Raw genomic sequence first — 18,380 nt, 5'->3', positions numbered from 1 at the left:
GGTAAGTAAATGAGCAATCTCAACCTCAACCGACGGAGCGTCCTCTCCCTCGGCGTCGCGCTCGGCCTGGTGAGCGCGGTGGGCGCCGTCCCGGCCGCGGCAGCGCCCGCCGCCGCGGGCACCGACCCGTGGTGGGCCTGGGACGACGAAGTGGACCAGCTGGTCGCCGGGCTGCTCGACAACGGCCAGGTCCCAGCGGTCAACACCGCGATGCGGTCCTGGGTCAACAACAGCGACGCACTGCCCAGCGGCCTGCCCGCCAACCTCCGCACCTACCTGCAGCAGGTCAACACGCTGCCCTCCTGGGCCGACCGCAGCAAGCTGCGTCTCGCCGCCGACTTCAACCGGCGCAAGGACACCTACCTGTTCATGCTGTACGGCCTCGGCAGCGGCATCATGAGCACGGTGATCCCGCGTGAGGCCAAGTCGGTGTACTGGTCCGCGGGCGGCGCCAACATGCAGGACCGCGCGGCCAAGACGTTCACCTTCGGCTACGACCTCAGCGAGCTGACCGCGTTCGAGCCCAACGGCCAGTTCGTGGTCACCGCCAACAAGACGCGCCTGGTGCACGCGGCGGTGCGGCATCTGCTGCCGCAGTCGCCGCAGTGGCGGGCGGTCGCCAACGAGCCGGGCGGGATCCCGATCAGCAACGGCGACATCCTGGTCACCTTCCACAGCCTCGGCACCTTCGTGCACAAGAAGCTGAAGGAGTGGAAGGTCCGGATGACTGCCGCGGAGGAGACCGCCTTCCTGCACCAGTGGCAGGTCGCCATGCACCTGCTCGGCGTGCGCGACGAGTTCATCCCGCAGACGTGGGCCGCCGCATACGCGCAGTCGGCGTCGGCGCTCACCCCGATCCTCGCCCCGACGCAGGAGGGCAAGGAGCTGGCCGAGGACCTGCTCGGGCTGACCGCGCAGATCGACCTGGGCGTCACCCGCGGCTTCCTCAACGAGTTCGTCCGGTACGTGCTCAGCAACGAGATCGGCGACTGGCTGCGCCTGCCGCGCGACTACGCGGCGGCGACCCTCGTCCGCACCGCCTGGCCCACCTACATCGCGTTCCGGGAGGGGCTGATCCCGATCGCGCCCGCCAGCTTCTACATGTTCGACCAGTTCATCCGGGCGCTGGCGATGCTCTTCCTCAACAAGGGCGCCTCCGGCACGACCACCCTCATCACGATCCCCACCGGGAACCGGGCCTAGCTCGGTCCTGACGCAAGGGAGCCGGGAGGATTGCCTTCCCGGCTCCCGCGGGCCTCCTCAGCACGGCGCCGGGCCAGCTCGTCGAACTTCCTCGCCAGTGCCGCCCGGCGGGCGGCCGCGTTGGAGCCGTCCAGCTGACCGGCGAACACCGCCCGGGCCGCGGCGACCAGGTCGTCGGTGACGGCCGGGTAGGCGCGGGCGATGGCCCAGAGCGCTTCCTCGGTCTCCATGTCGAGCCCGTTGCATGAGTAGATCCCGCCGCCGGTGGAGACCGACGTCAGCAGCTCCTCGAAGATCGCCCGCTGCTCGTCGTCGTCGGGATGGTCCAGGCGCACCGGCCCACCTTAGAACGGGTCAGCGGCGGGGGAACGAGCGGACGGGTGCGGGCACCGTGATGCCCACCTCGTCGCCCGGGCGAGGTGTCCGGTCGCCGGGGACACGCGCGACCAGGTGTGTGCTCTGGCCGGCCAGGTCCAGGCGGACCATCGCGTCGGCGCCGTGGTAGGTCACCGACGCGACCGACGCCGTGGTGCCGGACGGCTCGCGCAGAACGAGCTGCTCGGGTCGCACCATCACCAGGACGTCGCCGGTGGCCGGTTCGGCCAGGTCGAGCCGGCCCAGACAGCAGTGGACAGCCCGGCCGTCGGCCTGGCCGCGCAGCAGCATCGCGTCGCCGAGGAACCGGCCGACCTCGGGCGTGGCCGGTGCGGCGTACACGCCGGCCGGGCTGTCGACCTGGGCGAACCGGCCGTCGAACATGACGGCCACCTGGTCGGCGAAGGACAGGGCCTCGCCCTGGTCGTGGGTCACGAGGACGGTGGTCGCGCCCCGTTCGGCGAGCGCGGCACGGGTGGCCTCGCGGGTCGCGGCGCGCAGCGCGGTGTCGAGCGAGGAGAACGGCTCGTCGAGCAGCACCACCGACGGTTCGCGGGCCAGGGCGCGGGCGAGCGCGACGCGCTGCTGCTGCCCGCCGGACAGCTCGTCCGGCCGGCGGCGGGCCAGGTCCGGTGACAGCCCGACGAGCTCGAGCAGCGGCTCGACCTGGGCCGCCCGGCGCCGCTCGGCCCGCGGCAGCCCGAAGGTGATGTTGCCGGTGACGTCGAGGTGCGGGAAGAGCGCGCCGTCCTGGCGGACGTAGCCGATGCCGCGCCGCTCCGGAGCGACCAGGGCCGGTCCGTCGGTGAGCACCTCGCCGCGTACCTCGATCCGCCCCCGGTCTGGCCGGATGAACCCGGCGATCGCCCGCAGCAGCGTGGTCTTGCCGCTGCCGGAAGGGCCGAGCACGGCGGTGATGCCGCCCGCGCGCACCCGCAGGTCGACCTGGTCCAGCACCGGCGGGCCGCCGTAGCCGACGGTGAGCCCGGTGACGGAGATGCCCGCGCCGCTCACCGCTGGTCCAGGATCTGCCGGCGCAGCAGGATGGTGAGGGGGGCGGACAGGGCGATCATCGCCGCAGCGTACGGGGCGCTCGCGACGTAATCCAACTCGTCGCTCGCCGACCAGAACGCGGTCGCGAGGGTCTCGGTGCCGGTCGGGGCGAGGAGCAGGGTCGCGGTGAGCTCGGTCGACGTCGCGAGGAAGACCAGCACGAATCCGGTCAGCGCCGACGGCAGCACCAGCGGCAGGACGACCCTGATGAGGGTCCCGAGACCGGACACCCCGAGCGACCGCGACGCCTCGAGGAGCTCAGGCGGGGCCGCGGCAAGGCCGGACCGCCAGGCGACCATGGCGCGGGGCAGGAAGAGCACCGTGTAGGCCAGCACGGCGAGCGCGGTGGTCTGGTAGACGGGACGGGCCCACTGCACCGCGAGCGTCACCAGCGCCAGCCCGATGACCACCCCGGGGAGTGCGCTCGCGATGTACGTGACCCGCTCCAGCGCGGTCGCCAGCCGGGACGGGTACCGGTGCAGCAGCCACGCGGCGGGGAGCGCCATGACCGCCGCCGCCAGGCCGGCCAGCGCCGCGAGGCCGACGGTCGATCCCGTCGCCGCGAGCAGCGGACCGGCGACCACCGCGCCGGACGTCATCGCCCGCACCAGCCAGCGCAGCACCAGCACCAGCGGCACGACGAGGGCCAGCCCGACCAGCCCGACGAGGGCGGCGGACGCGGGGACGGTCCACGCGCCCAGGCGGTACGCGACCGGACGCTGCCGGGTGCCGGAGCCCACCCGGGCGATCCGTGCGCGGCCGCGCAGCGGCACCTCGAGGGCCAGCAGCCCGACGCAGAGCACGATCAGCGCGGCGGCGAGGATGCTGCCGGCGGCGTTGCTGAACCCGACCGCGAACTGCTGCAGGATCGCCGTGGTGAAGGTGGGGAACCGCATCATCTGCAGGACGCCGAACTCGGCGAGCAGGTGCAGGGCGACCAGCAGCGCGCCGCCGGTGATGGCCGGACGCAGCTGCGGCAGCGCCACCCGCAGTACCGCCGCCGGACCGGACGCGCCGAGCGACCGGGCGGCGTCCAGGTGTCCCTGGTCGAGGGCCCGCAGCAGGGCCGCGGCCGGCAGGAAGACGAACGGGTAGTAGGCCAGGACGGTGATGAACACCGCGCCGCCCAGTCCCTGCACCGACGGCAGCACCGACGTCCAGGCGTAGCTGCTGACGAACGCCGGGATGGCCAGCGGCGCGAGGAGCAGCGTGCGCCACGCGCCGGCGCCCGGCAGGGTGGTCCGCTCCACCAGCCAGGCCGCACCGCACCCGAGCAGCACGGTGATCGGGACGGTCAGCAGGACCAGCAGCATCGTGTTGCCGAGCAGCTCGGCCGTCCTCGGCCGCAGCAGCAGCCGCGACACCTCGTCGCCGCTCGTGGCCGCCTGACCGATCACGACCAGGACCGGCAGGATCATCACGGCCGCGACCAGGACCGCGGCCGCCACGACGAGCCACGGCATCCGGGTGGACCGGCGGGCGCGGACGGCCGGCCGGGACGGCGCCGGCACGTCGTGCGCCGCGGCGGGCGGCTCGCGCAGGTCAGAGGATGCCGGCATCGGTCATCAGCTTGTTGACCTTGTCGGAGTTGAGCGTGAAGGGGTCGACCGGCGGCGCCTGCAGGCTGTCCAGCGGCGGCAGCGCGGGCGCGGAGGCGACGCCGTTGCCCACGGCGTACTCCATCGACTTGGAGTCGACCAGCACGCGCTGCCCGGCCTCGCTGGTGATGTAGGCCAGGAACCTGTGGGCCTCGGCCGGCTTCTTCGACCCGGCGAGCACGGCGCCGCCGGACAGCGAGACGAACGCGCCGGGGTCCTGGTTGCGGAAGTAGTGCAGGGCCGTGTTGGCGCTGCCTTCCTTGGTGCCGGCCTGGTCCCGGTACCAGTAGTAGTGGTAGATCACGCCGCACTCGATCTCGCCGGCGTTGACCGACTTCATCGTGGCGATGTTGTTCTGCAGCGCCCGGGCGTTGGACTTCAGCCCGGCCAGCCATTCGGTGGTCTTCTGCTCGCCCTGGCCGGCGAGCATGCCCGCGACGATGGCCTGGAAGTCCGCGCCGCCGGGGGCGCACGCCCAGCGGTCCTTCCACTGCGACCCGGCGAGGTCCATCAGCGACTTCGGCAGGTCGGCCTTGTCGAGCTTGGTGGTGTTGTAGACCAGTACCGTGGACCGGGCGGCGATCGAGGTCCACACCTGCGACGACGGCGTCAGGTTGGCCGGCACCTGCCGCCGGGTCTCCTCGTTGAGCGGGGCGAGCAGCTTGTTGCGCTCGACCAGCGTCATCGCCGGGCTGTTCTCGGTGAGGAACACGTCGGCGGGCGACGCGGAGCCCTCGGCCACGATCTGGTGCCCCATCGAGGCGTCGGAGCCCTTACGGACCTGCACCTTGATGCCGGTCGCCGCGGTGAACGCCTCGGCCCACGCCTTGGTGAGGTTCTCGTGCTGGGCGGAGTAGACCTGCAACGAACCGGGGTCGGCGACGTAGCCGTCCTCGGACTTCGAACCGCACCCCACCAGGCTCACCGCCCCGACTGCCCCAAGGCCGGTCAGGAACGTGCGTCGACGCATGTCATGTCCTCTCTCACGAGTTGCCTCGCCGCCATGCGACGGCGGATGACCTCGACCGGCGGTAGCGGCGGCAGCCGCCGGTGCAGGACGTGGTTGCCGGCCGCGCAGAACCCCAGGCCGGCGGCGATCGCGACCGCGAACTTGAGGATCGGCGCGCCGAAGAACGCGAACACCTGGAACTGCACGAGGTAGATGTGCAGCGAGGCGGCCGCCAGTGCGCCGAGCGGGCGGACGAGCAGCCGCGGCACCGGGAGGGCGGGCACGAGCGCCAGCAGCGTGAGCCCGAGCATGATCGCCAGGTTGCGTGCGGGTTGTCCGGGGAAGAAGCCGACGGCGGCGGCCACCGCGACCGCGGTCGTGACCAGCCGGCGCTTCCGGCTGTCGGCCACCGCCATCGCGACACCCGCCACGAACAGCCACGCGACCGTGCCCGGCAGGCCACGCAGCGGGCCGTCGTACAGCGCGATCACCACGTAGCGGGGCACCAGCAGCACCACGAAGGCGACCATGGTGGTGCGCCAGGCGTCGGCGGCGTATGCGGCCCGCAGCCGCGGCACCGCCAGCGCCGCGACGGTGACGGCCACGATCACCAGGTAGGCCTCGACGAACCAGAAGTTGTTGGAGGCCTGCGGTCGGACGAGCCAGTGGACCAGCGCGACGTTCGACCAGTGGACCGTCCCGAACCCGAACAGCATCACCGCGGCGACGGTCACCGCCGGGACGGCGACCCCGACGGCGATCCGGGCGCTTCGCCGCACGCGCTCCGCGGTCGCCGGCGAGGTGAGCACGTAGCGGGCGAAGAGGAAGCCGGCGACCGCGAGCAGGATGTGCGCCCCGCCGGCCAGCCGGAACAGGCCGACGTGACTGCCGCAGATCGTCACCACGGCCACGCCGCGCAGCACGACGGTCGTGTCGACCCGCTGCACCAGCGGACTCCACCAGCGCGACGGTGGCCGCCGGTCGGCGAGCGCGACCAGGTCGCGGACCGGGCGGTGGTGCCAGTCGGGCGGGAGGTCGCCGAGCAGCCGCGTCAGGCCGACGGACGCGACGACGTGGCTGAAGGAGTCGCCGCCGAGCTCGACGAACGACCGGTCGAGGTCGACGCCGTCGCTGCCCACCAGCGGCTCCAGCACCGCGACCACCGCGGCGGCCGTCTCCGCCTGCTGGCCGGAGGTCTCCGTGACGTGCAGGTCGGCGCTGCGCCGGCGGTCGGGTTTGCCGTTGGGCAGCAGCGGGAGCTCGTCGACGGCGCGGGCCGAGATCACCGACCGGCTGAGACCGGACACCTGCGCGGCCAGGTCACGGACCTGGTCCGGCGACTGCTCGCCGCGCCGGTAGGTGACCTGCAGCTGGTCGTCGCGGCCGGTGACGCAGGACCGCAGCCCGTGGCCGCGCAGGGAGCGCTCGACCTGACCGAGGTCGATGCGGATGCCCATGATCTTCACGAAGTCGGACCGGCGGCCGACGATCCGGACCAGTCCGTCGGCGTCGATCCGCGCGAGGTCGCCGGTCCGCAGCTCGCTGTGTGTCCGCCCCAGGGCCAGGTGGTCGGGGTGCTCGGCGTATCCGAGCATGACGCCCGGGCCGGTGAACACGAGCTCGCCGACCGGGCCGTCGGGTGCGGCTGGTGCGGTCACCGGCTCGTCGACGCCGGCCGGGTCGAGCCGGAACGCCGATCCGGCGATCGGCCATCCCACCGCGTCGGGGTATCGCTCCGCCAGCTCGGGTGGCAGCACCGCCATGCGTGCGGTGGCCTCGGTCTGGCCGTACATCACCGCCATGCCCCAGCCGGCCGCGCGGCCCCGGGCGGCGAGCTCCCGCACCCGCTCGGGCGGCAACGCGCCGCCGGCCTGGGCGAGCAGCCGGAGCGAGGGCTGATGGTCCAGCACGCCTTGGACGTCGAGCAGGTCCACCACGTGCGGGGTGGCGGCGACCAGGGTGACCCGGTCGCGGCGCAGGTCGTCGGCGAAGCCGGGGTCGGTGACCGACCCGGGTCGCAGCACCGTGGTGGCGCCGGCGCGGAGTTGGGCGTGCAGCACCGACAGCCCGAAGCAGTAGTGCAGCGGCAGCGAGGTGACCGCGCGGTCGGCCGGGGTGATCGACAGCGCGGACGCGATCGCCTCGGCGTTGCTGAGCACGTTATCGTGGCTGAGCCGGACCAGCTTGGGTGAGCCGGTGCTGCCCGACGTGCTGAGCAGCACCGCCAGGTCCGGGTGCAGGAGGTGCCGCGGCGCGTCGGTGTCGCTGGCCGGCGTCGCGGCCTCGAAGGTGCCGTCCGGGTGGAGCCACAGGTCGGGCTGGTAGACCGCGGTGATCGACCGGTGCTCGGGCGGGGTGATCAGGGCGACGTGCCCGGCCGACAGCACCGCCAGATATCCGAGCACCAGGTCGCGGTCCGGGGCCAGCGGCACGTGCACGAGCCGCCGGCCGGCCTGTGCTGACGGCAGGGCGGCGGCGAGCGCGGCCACCCGATCGGCGAGCTCCCCGTAGCCGAGGCATCCGGCGGGGTCGATCAGGGCAGGGTGATGCGCGCCGGCAGTGTCGGACACCAGGAAGGTGGCGCGCACCTGCCGGGGATCCAACAGAGGCATAGTTGGTGAGGCTAACCTAACTATCCGCAGGTGTCGAGCGGTGGGCAAACGATCACCGCGCCCGCGGCCTTCAGGTACGGTGGCAGCCACTCCGTACTCGAGGAAGGCATCCGATGCGTCGTCAGGGCAGCTGGCAGCCGCTGTTGTGGCTGTTGCTCGCCTTGAGCGTCGTGGGCTACACGGTCCACCCCGTCGTGCTGCTGCCGGAGCGCGCGCACGCCGTGACCGAACTGGTCGCCACCGCCGGCGACTGCGCATCGTCGAATCCGTCGGGTGCCGCGCAGGCCTCCGAACGCCCGATCGCCGACCACTCTTCGGCCCGGACGGTGGCGCCGCCGGCCGTCGATGCCGGCACCGCGCGATGCCACGAACTCACGCCACCGGCCGTCGGCACACGGCCGCCGGGATCGGCCGGGCCGCGCTCGGCGGTCGACCGCGCCCTGCTGCAGGTGTGGCTGCGCTGATCGAAGAGGCACTACACGCCTCAGCACCGAGATCACGCGACTGCCCCAGGAGAACATGCATGGGAACCGGGCACGACCACGCCACCGGACCGGCGGCGTCGCGGCGCATCCGCGTCATCATCATCGCCGTCATGCTGCCGGTGATCGCCGCGACCCTGGCGGCGATCGCCGTGCTCTGGCCCCGCGCCGAGCCGGCCCGCGTGGACGGCGACACCGGCAGGCGCCACCTCGGCACCGTCACCCGGGTCGAGCAGCGCGCCTGCACCCCGGACGAGATCGTCCAGACCCCGACCGGCATCGTCACCAGCCGGTGCGGCACGGTGGAGGTCCGCGTCGAGGACGGACCCGACGCCCGCCGCACCATCCGGACCCCGCTGCCCGACGGGCCGCAGGCGCCGCGCGTCTCGGTCGGCGACGAGGTCGTCATGCTGCTCGTCGACACGCCGGAAGGGCCGGAAGCCCAGCAGTACACCATCATCGACCACCAGCGCGGCAAGCCCCTGATCTGGCTCGCCCTCCTCGGCGCCCTCGTGATCGTGGTGTTCGGCCGATGGCGCGGGCTCGCGGCGCTGGCCGGGCTCGGGGTCAGCTTCGCCGTGCTGCTGCTGTTCGTCGTGCCCGCCATCGCCGCCGGTCAGCCGCCCCTCGCCGTCGCGGTCGCCGGCTCGGCGGCCATCATGCTGGCCGTGCTGTACCTCACCCACGGCATCTCGGTGCGCACCTCCGTGGCGGTCCTGGGCACGCTCGCCAGTCTCGTCCTCACCGGTGTGCTGGGCGTGTGGTCGGTCGACCTGACCCACCTCACCGGCAACGGCGGCGAGAACGCGACCACCCTCGCCATGTTCTTCCAGGCCGTCGACCTGCACGGACTGCTGCTCGCGGGCATCGTCATCGGCTCGCTCGGCGTGCTGGACGACGTCACCGTCACCCAGGCCGCGGCGGTGAGCGAGCTGGCCGCCGCCAACCCCGGTATGACCCGGCGGCAGGTGTACCGCGCCGCGACCCGCGTCGGCCGGGCACACATCGCCGCCGTGGTGAACACGCTGGTCCTCGCCTACGCGGGCGCGTCGCTGCCGGTGCTGCTGCTCATCGCGGCCGGCAACCAGCCCTTCGCGGAGACGATCACCAGCGAGTTCCTCGCCCAGGAAGTCGTCCGCAGCGTCGTGGCCACGATCGGCATCGTCGCCGCCGTGCCGATCACCACCGCGCTCGCCGTGCTCATCTCGGTGGAGCGGCAGACGGTGCCCGAACCGGAGCAACCGGCGGCCGCCACACCACCGGACGACGACCCGTGGCGCGACGACGACGGGGACGACCTGTGGAGCTCCGCACGCCCCGCCGGGTAGCCATGACCGGTTCGGCGGCTGTCATCGCATGCCTGCCGCGAGCGCGTGTTCGACGGCTGTCCGGACCTCCCCGTCGTGCTGCGGCAGCAGCGGCATGCGGGGAGGACGGCAGGCGCCTCCGTGGCGTCCTGTGAGGTCCATGGTGAGCTTGATCGCCTGGACGAACTCGGTCTTCGCGTCCCAGCGCAGCAGCGGGTGCAGCGTCCGGTAGAGCGGCAGTGCCGTGTGCTGGTCACCGCTGACGGCGGCTCGGAACAATCGCACACAGGCTTCCGGCAGCGCGTTGGGGAAGCCGGCGATCCAGCCGGTCGCTCCGGCCAGGGCCATCTCGACGACGAGATCGTCGGTGCCGATCAGCACGTCCAGGTCGGGGGCCAGCTCGGCGAGCTGATAGCCGCGACGCGCGTCACCGCTGAACTCCTTGACGGCGACGATGGAGCCCTCGGCGTGCAGTCGCGCCACCAGCTCCGGGGTGAGGTCGACGCGGGTGTCGTAAGGGTTGTTGTACGCCACGACCGGCAGGCCCACCTTGGCCACCTCGGCGTAGTGCGCGAGCACGGCACGCTCGTCAGCGCGATAGGCGTTGGGGGGTAGCAGCAGCACCGCGTGCGCTCCAGCCTCTGCCGCCTGCTCGGCCCAGCGCCGCGCGTCGCGAGCGCCGTAGGCGGCGACGCCAGGCACGACGGAGAATCCGTCCGGGGCCGCGGCGACCGCGGCGCGCACCACGTCGGCGCGTTCGCGTTCGTCGAGCACCTGGTACTCGCCCAGGGAACCGTTGGGAACGACACCGTCGCAGCCGGATTGCGCGAGCCAGCGCACGTGCTCTGCGTAGCCGTCCAGGTCGACGGACAGGTCATCCCGGAACGGCAGGGCGGTCGCTACGACGACACCGCGCCAGGGTGTGGTTGCCATGGTGGGTTCTCCTAGGGTTGAGGTGCGGACAGATCTGGTACGGCGTCCGCGAGCAGACGCAGCGGCACCGGCTGAGCGATGGGCCGGTTGGCCCAGGTCGCGAGATCGGCCGGCGACGCCGGCCGTCCTCCGAAGTGGGTGATGAGCGTGGATACCGCGTGGGCACAGACCCGGCCCTGGCACCAGCCCATGCCGGCTCGGGTGAGCAGTTTCCCGGTCCGCGGTCGGGTGGCGCCGTCCTGCTCGACCGCCGCGCGCACGCGTTCGGCGGGGACCTCCTCGCAGCGGCAGACGACCGTCTCCGGCGTGAGCCAGTCGACCCAACCAGCAGGGACCCGGTAGACGTCATGCATGGCGGCGGCGAAGCGGCGCAGTGCGGTCCGGCGGGACAGCAACCGGCGGGGCACCCTGCCAGGTTTCCCGACGCCGGCTCGGATCGCGAGGCCGGCGATGACGCCTTCCACCTCGGACAAAGCCGCGCCGCCGATACCGGTCACCTCGCCGGCGGCGTAGACCGACGGCACATTCGTGCGCTGCCCGGCGTCGACGTCGGCGACCACGCTGCCGTCGACGCCGACCCGCGTGGCGCAACCGAGCTGCACCAGCAGCTCGGTCTGAGGCGTGAACCCGTAGCCGATCGCCAGGGTGTCACACGGCACGCGGCGCCGGGTGCCCGGCACAGGATTGCCGGCACGGTCCAGTCGCGCGACCGTCACCGCGGCCAGATGTGTGTCCCCGTGCGCGGCGACGACCGCCCAGCCGCTGTGCATCGGGATGCGATGGCGCAGCAGAGTCGCGTGGTGTCTCGCGGCCTCGACGAGCTTGCCGGCGTTCTGCGCGAGGGTCGTCGCGTGGCGCAGGAACCGGCTGGTACGCGCAGCCTCGTAGACCCCGACGACGGTGGCGCCGGCCCGGCCCAGCCCGGCGGCGACCGGCAGCAGGAACGGTCCCGACCCGGCGACCACCACCCGCTGGCCCGCGAGCACGAGACTTCCCTTGAGCAGCGCCTGCGCCGCGCCGGCGGTGAGCACTCCGGGGAGATCCCAGCCGGGGAACGGCAGTTGCCGGTCGTAGCCACCGGTGGCGATCAGCAGCGCCCGCCCGCGGATCGTGACGCCCACGGGCCGGCGCAGGTCGGTTACGGCACGCACAGTGATCAGGCTGTCTGCCTGTTCCACCGACCAGACGTGGTGATCGGGCAGGTGGGTGACTCCGGGGAGGTCGGCGAGGCGATCGCGTAAGGCGGAGAAGTGCCGCCAGCCGTGATGCAGCGCCTGCGGCCGGGTGGCGCGGAACGCGGCCGGCGGGTGACGGTGGTACTGCCCACCCAGGCGCGGTCCGGCATCGACGAGTGCCACCTGGAGACCTGCCTGCCCGATGGTGTGGGCTCCGGACATGCCGGCCGGACCGGCGCCGATGACGACCGCGTCGTAGGTCGTCATCACATGGTCCCGGTGCGCACGACGTCGCCCGGGCGGGCCTCGATCTGGCATACGCGAAGCGCCGGACTGTCGTTGACGGTCATCAGGCAGTCGAAGCAGATCCCGATGCCGCAGAACATCCCTCGACTGCGGCCGGTGCCGCGCGTGTGCCGGGTGCTGCGCACCCCGGCCGCCCACAGCGCGGCACCGATCGTCTGCCCTGGGACGGCGCGCACCGGCTGGTCGTCCACGGTGATCTCGAATGGCGGATCAGGATCGGCATGGACGAGCCGCCAGGGCTCGGGTGGTGGATTCACATCGCCTCCTCGGTGGGCGCACCGGTGCGCACGCCGTCCGCCGGGTCGTTGAACCGGTCGGGCCGGAACGGATACAGGTCGAGGGTCGGCTCGGCACCGGTGAGCACCTGGCCGATGAGGTGGCCGGAGGCAAGGGCGAGTCCGATCCCGGCGCCCTCGTGGCCGCACGCGTGCAGCAGTCCCGGCACCCGGGGGTCTGCCCCCAGCACCGGCAGGTGGTCCGGCATGTACGGCCGGAATCCCAGGTAGGCCCTGATGACCGAGACGTCGGCGAGCACGGGGAACAGCTCCGTCGCGTGTCTGGCGAGCCGTGCCAGCACCGGTATCGGCATGGCGCGGTCGAACCCCACCCGCTCCCGGCTGGCACCGATGAGGACGGTCCCGGCGCGGGTGCCCTCGATGACGGGTGACACCTGCAGGTCGGTGGCGTCGCTCATGACGTCGGTCGTGTAGCCGGCGCCGTACACCTTGTGCCGGACGATCGCCGGTAGCGGCTGTGTGACGAGGATGCATCCGCGTCGTGGGAGCACCGGCATCCGTACACCGGCGAGCGCGGCCATCTGGCCTGCCCAGACGCCCGCCGCGTTGACCACGGACCCCGCCGGGATCGTGCCGCCCGGCGTGCTGACGCCGATCACCCGTCCGTGCCCGTCACGACGTATCGCGATCACCGGAGTGTCGGGGTGGATGGTGGCTCCGCGTTCACGGGCGAGGCGCAGCAGCAACGCAGCGGCAAGCATCGGCTGCACCTGGGCGTCCTGCGGGTATCGGACCCCGCCGGCGAGTCCCGGGGCCAGGTGCGGCTCGAGTTCGGCCAGGTCGTCCGCCGTGACGACCTGCGTCTGCACGCCGCCGGCTCGCTGCTCGGCGGCGAACCGGCGCAACGCCCGCATGTCGGCCTCGCCGGCCGCGACCACCAGGCCACCCTTCGGCTCGTACTCGATGGCGTCGCCGTGCTCGGCGCCGAACTGCCGCCACAGCGTGCTGGACAGCACGGCGAGGTCGAGCTCCGCTCCTGGGCCTTTGTCCGAGACGAGGATGTTGCCCTCCCCCGCGCCCGTCGTGCCGCCGATGACCGGGCCCCGATCGAGGACCGCCACCCGCAGGCCCGCACGTGCCGCGGCGAAGGCACAGGCAGCGCCGACGATCCCGGCACCGATCACCACCACATCGGCTCCACGAGCCACATCCGACACGGCAGTAATATGTCACACACCACTGACGACCACAACATCCCGCGAAACCAGGACCGGACCGCCTGCCGCACCCCGCATGTCCGCCGTGCCGGGAGTAGGCGAAAATGCCAGGACACCGAGCGGGCGCCCGCGCCCGGCACATCGAGGGTGGAAGGTGGCAAGCAGATGAGTCCGGGAGATCCATCAGAGGCGGGCGGACACGCCGGCCTCGGCCTACCGGTCATGCGTCACCGTCGCAGCCTCCGCGAGGACATCGCGCAAGCGCTTCGGGCCGCCATCATCGCCGGGCGACTGCGCCCGGACGTGCTGTATTCCGCACCCACGCTGGCGAGCGAGTTCGGCGTGTCCCCCACACCGGTGCGCGAGGCGATCCTCGACCTGGCGAAGGAAGACCTGATCTCCATCGCCAAGAACAAGGGCTTCCGGGTCAACTCCATCTCCGACGAGGAGCTGGACGAGATCACCCAGATCCGCGAACTGCTCGAGGTGCCGACCGTCGCGGGACTGGCCGGCCGGCTCACCGACGAGCAGCTCGGAAACCTGCAGTCGCTGGCAAGCAGCATCGTCGCGGCCGCGCAAAGGTCAGACGTCGTCGGATACATCGAGGCCGACACCGCGTTCCACCTGACGTTGCTCGGCTTCGCCGGCAACGCGCGGCTCACCACGCTGGTCGCGGACCTGCGCAACCGCAGCCGGCTCTACGGTCTCGGCACGCTGCTGAACGAAGGCACGCTGATCGACTCGGCGAACGAACATCTGCAGCTGGTGGAGCTGCTGCGCGGCAAGAACGAACGTGCGATCGTGAAACACATCCGCGGCCACCTGCGGCATGTCCGCGGAATCTGGGCGGATCGCTCCGAAACCACCCATCCGGCCGCCGGCGCTCCGAGCTGACGTCGCCACACGACACGCGACGCCGGCCGGGGATCGGATCAGGTGGGCGCTCATGTGCGGCCGGACCCCGCCGATGAGCTGATCGCCGTGTAGCCCTGAGCTCCCGGTGCGGCAGGAAGGCCACGAAGCGGATGAGGTGATCCGATGAGCGCGGTGCAGCCCCCGGAGCAACGAACAGCGTTTCGAGCCTTCACCGCCGTGTCAGCCGTCATCGGTGTCGCTGTCCTGGCGCTGTCCGGGACGCAATGGGCCGAGAAGGTCGGCCGGCCGCACGTGCTGCAGATGGATGCGGCCGCTGTCGCACTGACCGCGCTCGCGATCGCCGTGCTCGCCAGATCGCCCTTGGTGATGTCCGGCCTGCGCGCCGAGGTGACGATGCTGCTCGACACCACGGTGTATGTCGTCGTGGCGCACATCGTGCCGTTCAGCGTCGCCGTGCAGTGCGTCGCCGTCGGGATGATCGTCGCGTGCTGGACGCTGTCCATGAACACCATGGTCAGGGTGGCTCACCTCACCGCCGCGACGGCGGTGTGGGCAGGTGTCATCGCGGTCAAGCCGCTCGTGGAGATGTGGCTGAGCGGCTTTCCTCAGCTCCTTGCCAGCACGCTGGTGCTGGGCGTGCTCGGTGAGACCGGCACGCTCGCCGTCGTCGCCGTGACCGCCTACTTCGCTCGCGGCCGCAACGCGGTGGCACTGTTCACCGCGAGCGTCGGTGTCGAGTTCCTGGTCGGGTGCGCGCAGGGCGCGCTGGCGTGTCTGACGGTCGCGATCTTCCGCGACGCACCGGCCGCCACGCCGCTGCTCATCGTGCCGATCGGGATGCTGATGGTGATCTCCCGTGCGCTGGTCCGCTCCCAGCTGGCCAACATCCGCAGCACGGTGCTCTCAGACGCCGTGCTGCACCTGCAACGGTGCACGGACCCGGCCGCGATCCAGCACGCCACGCTCGACTACGCGGCACGCATGCTGCGCTCCAGGCACACCGTGTACACCGACAGGCCGGCCGCCAAGGGCGAGATCTGCGCGGTCGTCCACCAGCCGGACGACACACCGCTGCGGCTGCTCGCCGAACCACGCACCACCAACGAACGGTTCCGCGCCGAGGACGAGCAGGCGCTGGCCGCCCTCGCCGCGACCTCGTCCGCGGCGCTGCGGGCCATCGATCTCATCGCCACCATGCGCTGGCGGGCCATGCATGACGCGCTGACGCAGCTGCCCAACCGGGCACTCTTCCTGGAGCGCGCCGACGACGCCTTGACCCGACGGCGGGAGGGCGAGTCGGTCGCGATCCTCTTCGTGGACCTGGACGGGTTCAAGGCGGTCAACGACACGCTGGGGCACGACGTGGGCGACACCCTACTGCAGGAGACCGCCACCCGCCTCGCCGAGATCGTCCAGGCCCCGAACACGATCGCCCGGCTCGGCGGCGACGAGTTCTGCGTGCTGCTGCGTGACGTCGTCTCCCCCGCGGCCATCGATGACATCGTCGACGACATCTGCCGGCGCGTCGCCGAACCGGTCGTCGTCGCCGAGCGGCAGGCACGTGTCGGCGCGAGCATCGGCATCGCGATCGCCCCGGACGACGGCACCACCACCTCCGCGTTGATGCACCATGCCGACGAGCGGATGTACAGCCGCAAGCGCTCCCGGCGCAGCGCCGCCGCGGCGGTCGCCTCAGACGCGGGTCACGAGCTGTCACAGACCGGGGCGCTGTAGCGTCCGTCCTGCGGCGTCGCGCCGGGTCGCCGATACAGTGGGCGCCGGGGACGCCGGTCCGCTCGCACGGGCCCGTAGCAGCGTCAGGTCCGTGGTGTCGGGCCTCGGCGGCGGCGTCTCCGCGATGACATCGAGGGGCGCTGTGCACGACGAGATCGACGAGCTGGTCGACGACCTGGCGGCGGCGGCCGGGCTCGCCGTGCAGCTCACCGACACCAACTTCAACTCCCTCACCTTCGGCCCGCACCGCGGCAAAGTCGACTGGATCCGGCGCGAGACACTGCTGACCCGGACCACGTCGGCCGAGATCCGCCGGTATCTGGACACCTTCAACGTGCGCACCGCCATGGGACCGGTGCACATCCCGGCCGACCCGTCCCGCGACACGATGGCCCGGTTGGTCGTGCCGGTCCGCAGCAACGGGCGCACGGTGGGCTTCCTGTGGTTCCTCGACGACGGCACCGCCGCGCACCCGGCCGTCCTCGATCGGATCGTCGCGGCCGCCGAGCGGCTCGGCCGCCTCCTCAACCGTGACGCGCACCGGCAGCAGCTCGTCGCAGACCGCCTGCGCGACCTCGTCGGCGAGCACGAACCGAGCCGCCAGGAGTCGATCCGCTTCTTCGAGGACCAGGGCTGGTCCGCTCGGCGCGTGGCGGTGACGGTGGCCGCGGCTGTCGATCCGGCGGCGCAGCCGATGGACCAGACGGCGGTCACCGAGGCGTTGGACGCGCCGCGGGGGCTGGACCGGAAGGTGCTGCGGGCCGTCCACGACGACGCTGTCGTGCTGCTCTCCCCCGCGGCGGCCGCGGAGGACCCGCGCCGCACGGCCGGACGCGCACTGGATGTCCTCGCCGCGGGCGGCGTCGCCGGCTGGGTCGCCGGGGTCGGCGGCGTGCATCCGACGCTCGCCGGTGCGGCGGACAGCTACCGGCAGGCGCGCTGCGCGCTGCGGGTGGCCCGGTCGATGTCCGAACACCGCCCGATCGCCGACTGGCCACGGCTGGGGGCGCTGCGGGTGCTCACACTGCTGCCCGTCCAAGCGCTCCAGCAGGCGATCGAACCGCGGCTGCTGCCGGTCCTCGCCGACGCCACCCTCGTCGAGACGCTGCGCACCTACCTCGTCGAGGCCGGCGACATCCGTCGCACCTGCGCCGCTCTGCACGTGCACCGCGGGACCGTCTACTACCGGCTTCGCAAGATCGAACAGTTGTCGCAGCTGTCCCTTCGCGACGGCGACGATCGGCTCACCATCCACACGAGCCTGCACATGGCGCGGCTCGCCGGCATGGCCTGACCGTCGTTCGACAATTGTCGAAAGCCTGCCCGGCACCGTTCGACAGCCGGCGATAGCCCGCGTGCCAGGACGAACCTACGGTGAGCTCATGCCGAACCAGCTGTTGCTCGCCGCGTCCCGCAGCCCGCGCACCCGCACGGCGGTGTCGCGCTTCCGCCTCACCCGGCGGCTGGTCGACCGGTTCGTCGCCGGCGAAGGCGAGCAGCAGGTCGTCCCGGTGGCAGATCGCCTGGTCCGGGCCGGCCTCACCGTGACGGTCGACCACCTCGGGGAGGACACCCGCACGGCGCAGCAGGCACGTGCGACCCGCGACGCCTACACAGCGCTGCTGGCAGCGCTGCACGGTGCCGGTCTCGCCGCGGCGGCGGAGGTGTCGGTGAAGCTGTCGGCGCTCGGCGCCGCGGTCCCCGGCGACGGTAGCCGGTACGCGGACGAGTACGCCCATGATGTCTGCGCCGCCGCGGCCGCCGCCGGCACGACGGTCACCTTCGACATGGAGGACCACACCACCGTGGACACCACTCTGTCGCTGGTCGGCCGGCTGCGCCTGCAGTTCCCCTGGGTCGGCGTGGCGGTGCAGACCTACCTGCGGCGCACCGCGGCCGACTGCAAGGATCTCGCGTATCCGGGCAGCCGGGTGCGCCTGGTGAAGGGCGCGTACGCCGAACCCGCCTCGGTGCTCGTCCGTAACGCACGGGAGGTCGATGCGGCGTACCGTGCGTGCCTGGAGACGCTGCTGCGCGCCGGTGCCTATCCGATGGTCGCCACGCACGATCCGGCGCTGATCGCCCACGCCTCGGCACTGACCGGTGAGCTGTCCGTGCCGTCGGACGGGTACGAGTTCCAGATGCTGTACGGCGTCCGCTCACAGGAGCAGCTGCGGCTCGCGCAGGCCGGCAACCGGATGCGGGTGTACCTGCCGTACGGCGACGACTGGTACGGCTACTTCATGCGCCGCCTCGCGGAACGGCCCGCCAACCTCCTGCTCCTGACGCGTTCCCTGCTGCCCGGCGCGCACCGATGACATCCG

The 18,380-nt window shown here is 72.3% G+C and carries 16 protein-coding genes; 7 read left to right on the top strand and 9 right to left on the bottom strand.

Annotation, left to right across the window (positions count from 1 at the left end):
• Positions 1–9 precede the first annotated feature (9 nt).
• Positions 10–1,203: an oxygenase MpaB family protein gene (locus ABD332_RS06440; protein WP_344500499.1), complete on the top strand. Its 1,194-nt coding sequence runs from the start codon at positions 10–12 to the stop codon at positions 1,201–1,203.
• Here the strand turns inward: ABD332_RS06440 and ABD332_RS06435 are convergent.
• Genes ABD332_RS06435 through ABD332_RS06415 form a run of 5 tightly spaced genes read right to left on the bottom strand, consistent with a single transcriptional unit; the run spans position 1,200 to position 7,790 of the window.
• Positions 1,200–1,538, bottom strand: a complete 339-nt coding sequence (locus ABD332_RS06435; RefSeq protein WP_344500497.1) for a hypothetical protein — start codon at positions 1,536–1,538, stop codon at positions 1,200–1,202. The two genes, ABD332_RS06440 and ABD332_RS06435, sit on opposite strands and share 4 nt — an antisense overlap.
• 19 nt (positions 1,539–1,557) lie before the next feature.
• Positions 1,558–2,592 (bottom strand): ABC transporter ATP-binding protein, encoded by a 1,035-nt coding sequence (locus tag ABD332_RS06430; protein ID WP_344500495.1) that lies wholly within the window; start codon positions 2,590–2,592, stop codon positions 1,558–1,560.
• Positions 2,589–4,190: an ABC transporter permease gene (locus ABD332_RS06425; RefSeq protein ID WP_344500493.1), complete on the bottom strand. Its 1,602-nt coding sequence runs from the start codon at positions 4,188–4,190 to the stop codon at positions 2,589–2,591. Before ABD332_RS06425 ends, ABD332_RS06430 begins: the two co-directional genes overlap by 4 nt.
• Positions 4,174–5,199 (bottom strand): iron ABC transporter substrate-binding protein, encoded by a 1,026-nt coding sequence (locus ABD332_RS06420; RefSeq protein WP_344500491.1) that lies wholly within the window; start codon positions 5,197–5,199, stop codon positions 4,174–4,176. The genes ABD332_RS06425 and ABD332_RS06420 overlap by 17 nt, the downstream gene beginning before the upstream one ends.
• Entirely contained in the window at positions 5,178–7,790 is a 2,613-nt protein-coding gene (locus ABD332_RS06415; protein ID WP_344500489.1) for an AMP-binding protein, read from the bottom strand. The genes ABD332_RS06420 and ABD332_RS06415 overlap by 22 nt, the downstream gene beginning before the upstream one ends.
• A gap of 113 nt (positions 7,791–7,903) precedes the next feature.
• On the opposite strand from ABD332_RS06415, the gene ABD332_RS06410 reads away from it, so the two are divergent.
• Complete coding sequence (locus ABD332_RS06410) at positions 7,904–8,254, top strand: hypothetical protein (protein ID WP_344500487.1); 351 nt, start codon at positions 7,904–7,906, stop codon at positions 8,252–8,254.
• Positions 8,255–8,313: 59 nt separating this feature from the next.
• Positions 8,314–9,600, top strand: coding sequence for a YibE/F family protein (locus tag ABD332_RS06405; protein ID WP_344500485.1), 1,287 nt, complete (start codon positions 8,314–8,316; stop codon positions 9,598–9,600).
• 21 nt (positions 9,601–9,621) lie between these two features.
• Here the strand turns inward: ABD332_RS06405 and ABD332_RS06400 are convergent, their stop codons facing one another.
• From ABD332_RS06400 to ABD332_RS06385, 4 genes are read right to left on the bottom strand one after another with little or no spacing between them, the layout of a single operon-like run.
• Complete coding sequence (locus ABD332_RS06400) at positions 9,622–10,512, bottom strand: dihydrodipicolinate synthase family protein (protein WP_344500483.1); 891 nt, start codon at positions 10,510–10,512, stop codon at positions 9,622–9,624.
• A gap of 11 nt (positions 10,513–10,523) precedes the next feature.
• Positions 10,524–11,954 carry an FAD-dependent oxidoreductase gene (locus ABD332_RS06395; protein ID WP_344500481.1) on the bottom strand — a complete coding sequence of 477 codons (1,431 nt, stop codon included), beginning with the start codon at positions 11,952–11,954 and terminating at the stop codon, positions 10,524–10,526.
• The gene (locus ABD332_RS06390; protein WP_425552136.1) at positions 11,954–12,190 is read right to left on the bottom strand and encodes a (2Fe-2S)-binding protein; all 237 of its coding nucleotides are present in this window, start codon (positions 12,188–12,190) and stop codon (positions 11,954–11,956) included. The genes ABD332_RS06395 and ABD332_RS06390 overlap by 1 nt, the downstream gene beginning before the upstream one ends.
• 56 nt (positions 12,191–12,246) lie before the next feature.
• Complete coding sequence (locus tag ABD332_RS06385; protein ID WP_344500477.1) at positions 12,247–13,419, bottom strand: NAD(P)/FAD-dependent oxidoreductase; 1,173 nt, start codon at positions 13,417–13,419, stop codon at positions 12,247–12,249.
• Between the two features lie 174 nt (positions 13,420–13,593).
• Here ABD332_RS06385 and ABD332_RS06380 point away from each other — a divergent pair, with 174 nt between their 5' ends.
• From ABD332_RS06380 to ABD332_RS06365, 4 genes are all read left to right on the top strand, one after another.
• Positions 13,594–14,340: a GntR family transcriptional regulator gene (locus ABD332_RS06380; RefSeq protein ID WP_344500475.1), complete on the top strand. Its 747-nt coding sequence runs from the start codon at positions 13,594–13,596 to the stop codon at positions 14,338–14,340.
• A gap of 144 nt (positions 14,341–14,484) precedes the next feature.
• Positions 14,485–16,056: a diguanylate cyclase domain-containing protein gene (locus ABD332_RS06375; RefSeq protein ID WP_344500473.1), complete on the top strand. Its 1,572-nt coding sequence runs from the start codon at positions 14,485–14,487 to the stop codon at positions 16,054–16,056.
• A 91-nt stretch (positions 16,057–16,147) separates the two neighbouring features.
• Positions 16,148–17,350, top strand: a complete 1,203-nt coding sequence (locus ABD332_RS06370) for a PucR family transcriptional regulator (protein WP_344500471.1) — start codon at positions 16,148–16,150, stop codon at positions 17,348–17,350.
• An 88-nt stretch (positions 17,351–17,438) separates the two neighbouring features.
• Entirely contained in the window at positions 17,439–18,374 is a 936-nt protein-coding gene (locus ABD332_RS06365; RefSeq protein WP_344500469.1) for a proline dehydrogenase family protein, read from the top strand.
• Positions 18,375–18,380: the final 6 nt, after the last annotated feature.

The sequence above is a fragment of the Dactylosporangium maewongense genome (genome assembly GCF_039531485.1).
Taxonomy (GTDB): Bacteria; Actinomycetota; Actinomycetes; order Mycobacteriales; family Micromonosporaceae; genus Dactylosporangium; species Dactylosporangium maewongense.
Note: the sequence above shows the minus strand (reverse complement) of the source record. Positions and strands in the feature narration are given on the sequence as shown.

Excerpts from the sequence above, each read along its gene's own strand:
- ABD332_RS06395 (WP_344500481.1), bottom strand. The coding sequence starts at position 11,954 with ATGACGACCTACGACGCGGTCGTCATCGGCGCCGGTCCGGCCGGCATG.
- ABD332_RS06410 (WP_344500487.1), top strand. The coding sequence starts at position 7,904 with ATGCGTCGTCAGGGCAGCTGGCAGCCGCTGTTGTGGCTGTTGCTCGCC.
- ABD332_RS06375 (WP_344500473.1), top strand. The coding sequence starts at position 14,485 with ATGAGCGCGGTGCAGCCCCCGGAGCAACGAACAGCGTTTCGAGCCTTC.
- ABD332_RS06365 (WP_344500469.1), top strand. The coding sequence starts at position 17,439 with ATGCCGAACCAGCTGTTGCTCGCCGCGTCCCGCAGCCCGCGCACCCGC.
- ABD332_RS06400 (WP_344500483.1), bottom strand. The coding sequence starts at position 10,512 with ATGGCAACCACACCCTGGCGCGGTGTCGTCGTAGCGACCGCCCTGCCG.
- ABD332_RS06415 (WP_344500489.1), bottom strand. The coding sequence starts at position 7,790 with ATGCCTCTGTTGGATCCCCGGCAGGTGCGCGCCACCTTCCTGGTGTCC.
- ABD332_RS06420 (WP_344500491.1), bottom strand. The coding sequence starts at position 5,199 with ATGCGTCGACGCACGTTCCTGACCGGCCTTGGGGCAGTCGGGGCGGTG.
- ABD332_RS06425 (WP_344500493.1), bottom strand. The coding sequence starts at position 4,190 with ATGCCGGCATCCTCTGACCTGCGCGAGCCGCCCGCCGCGGCGCACGAC.
- ABD332_RS06440 (WP_344500499.1), top strand. The coding sequence starts at position 10 with ATGAGCAATCTCAACCTCAACCGACGGAGCGTCCTCTCCCTCGGCGTC.
- ABD332_RS06405 (WP_344500485.1), top strand. The coding sequence starts at position 8,314 with ATGGGAACCGGGCACGACCACGCCACCGGACCGGCGGCGTCGCGGCGC.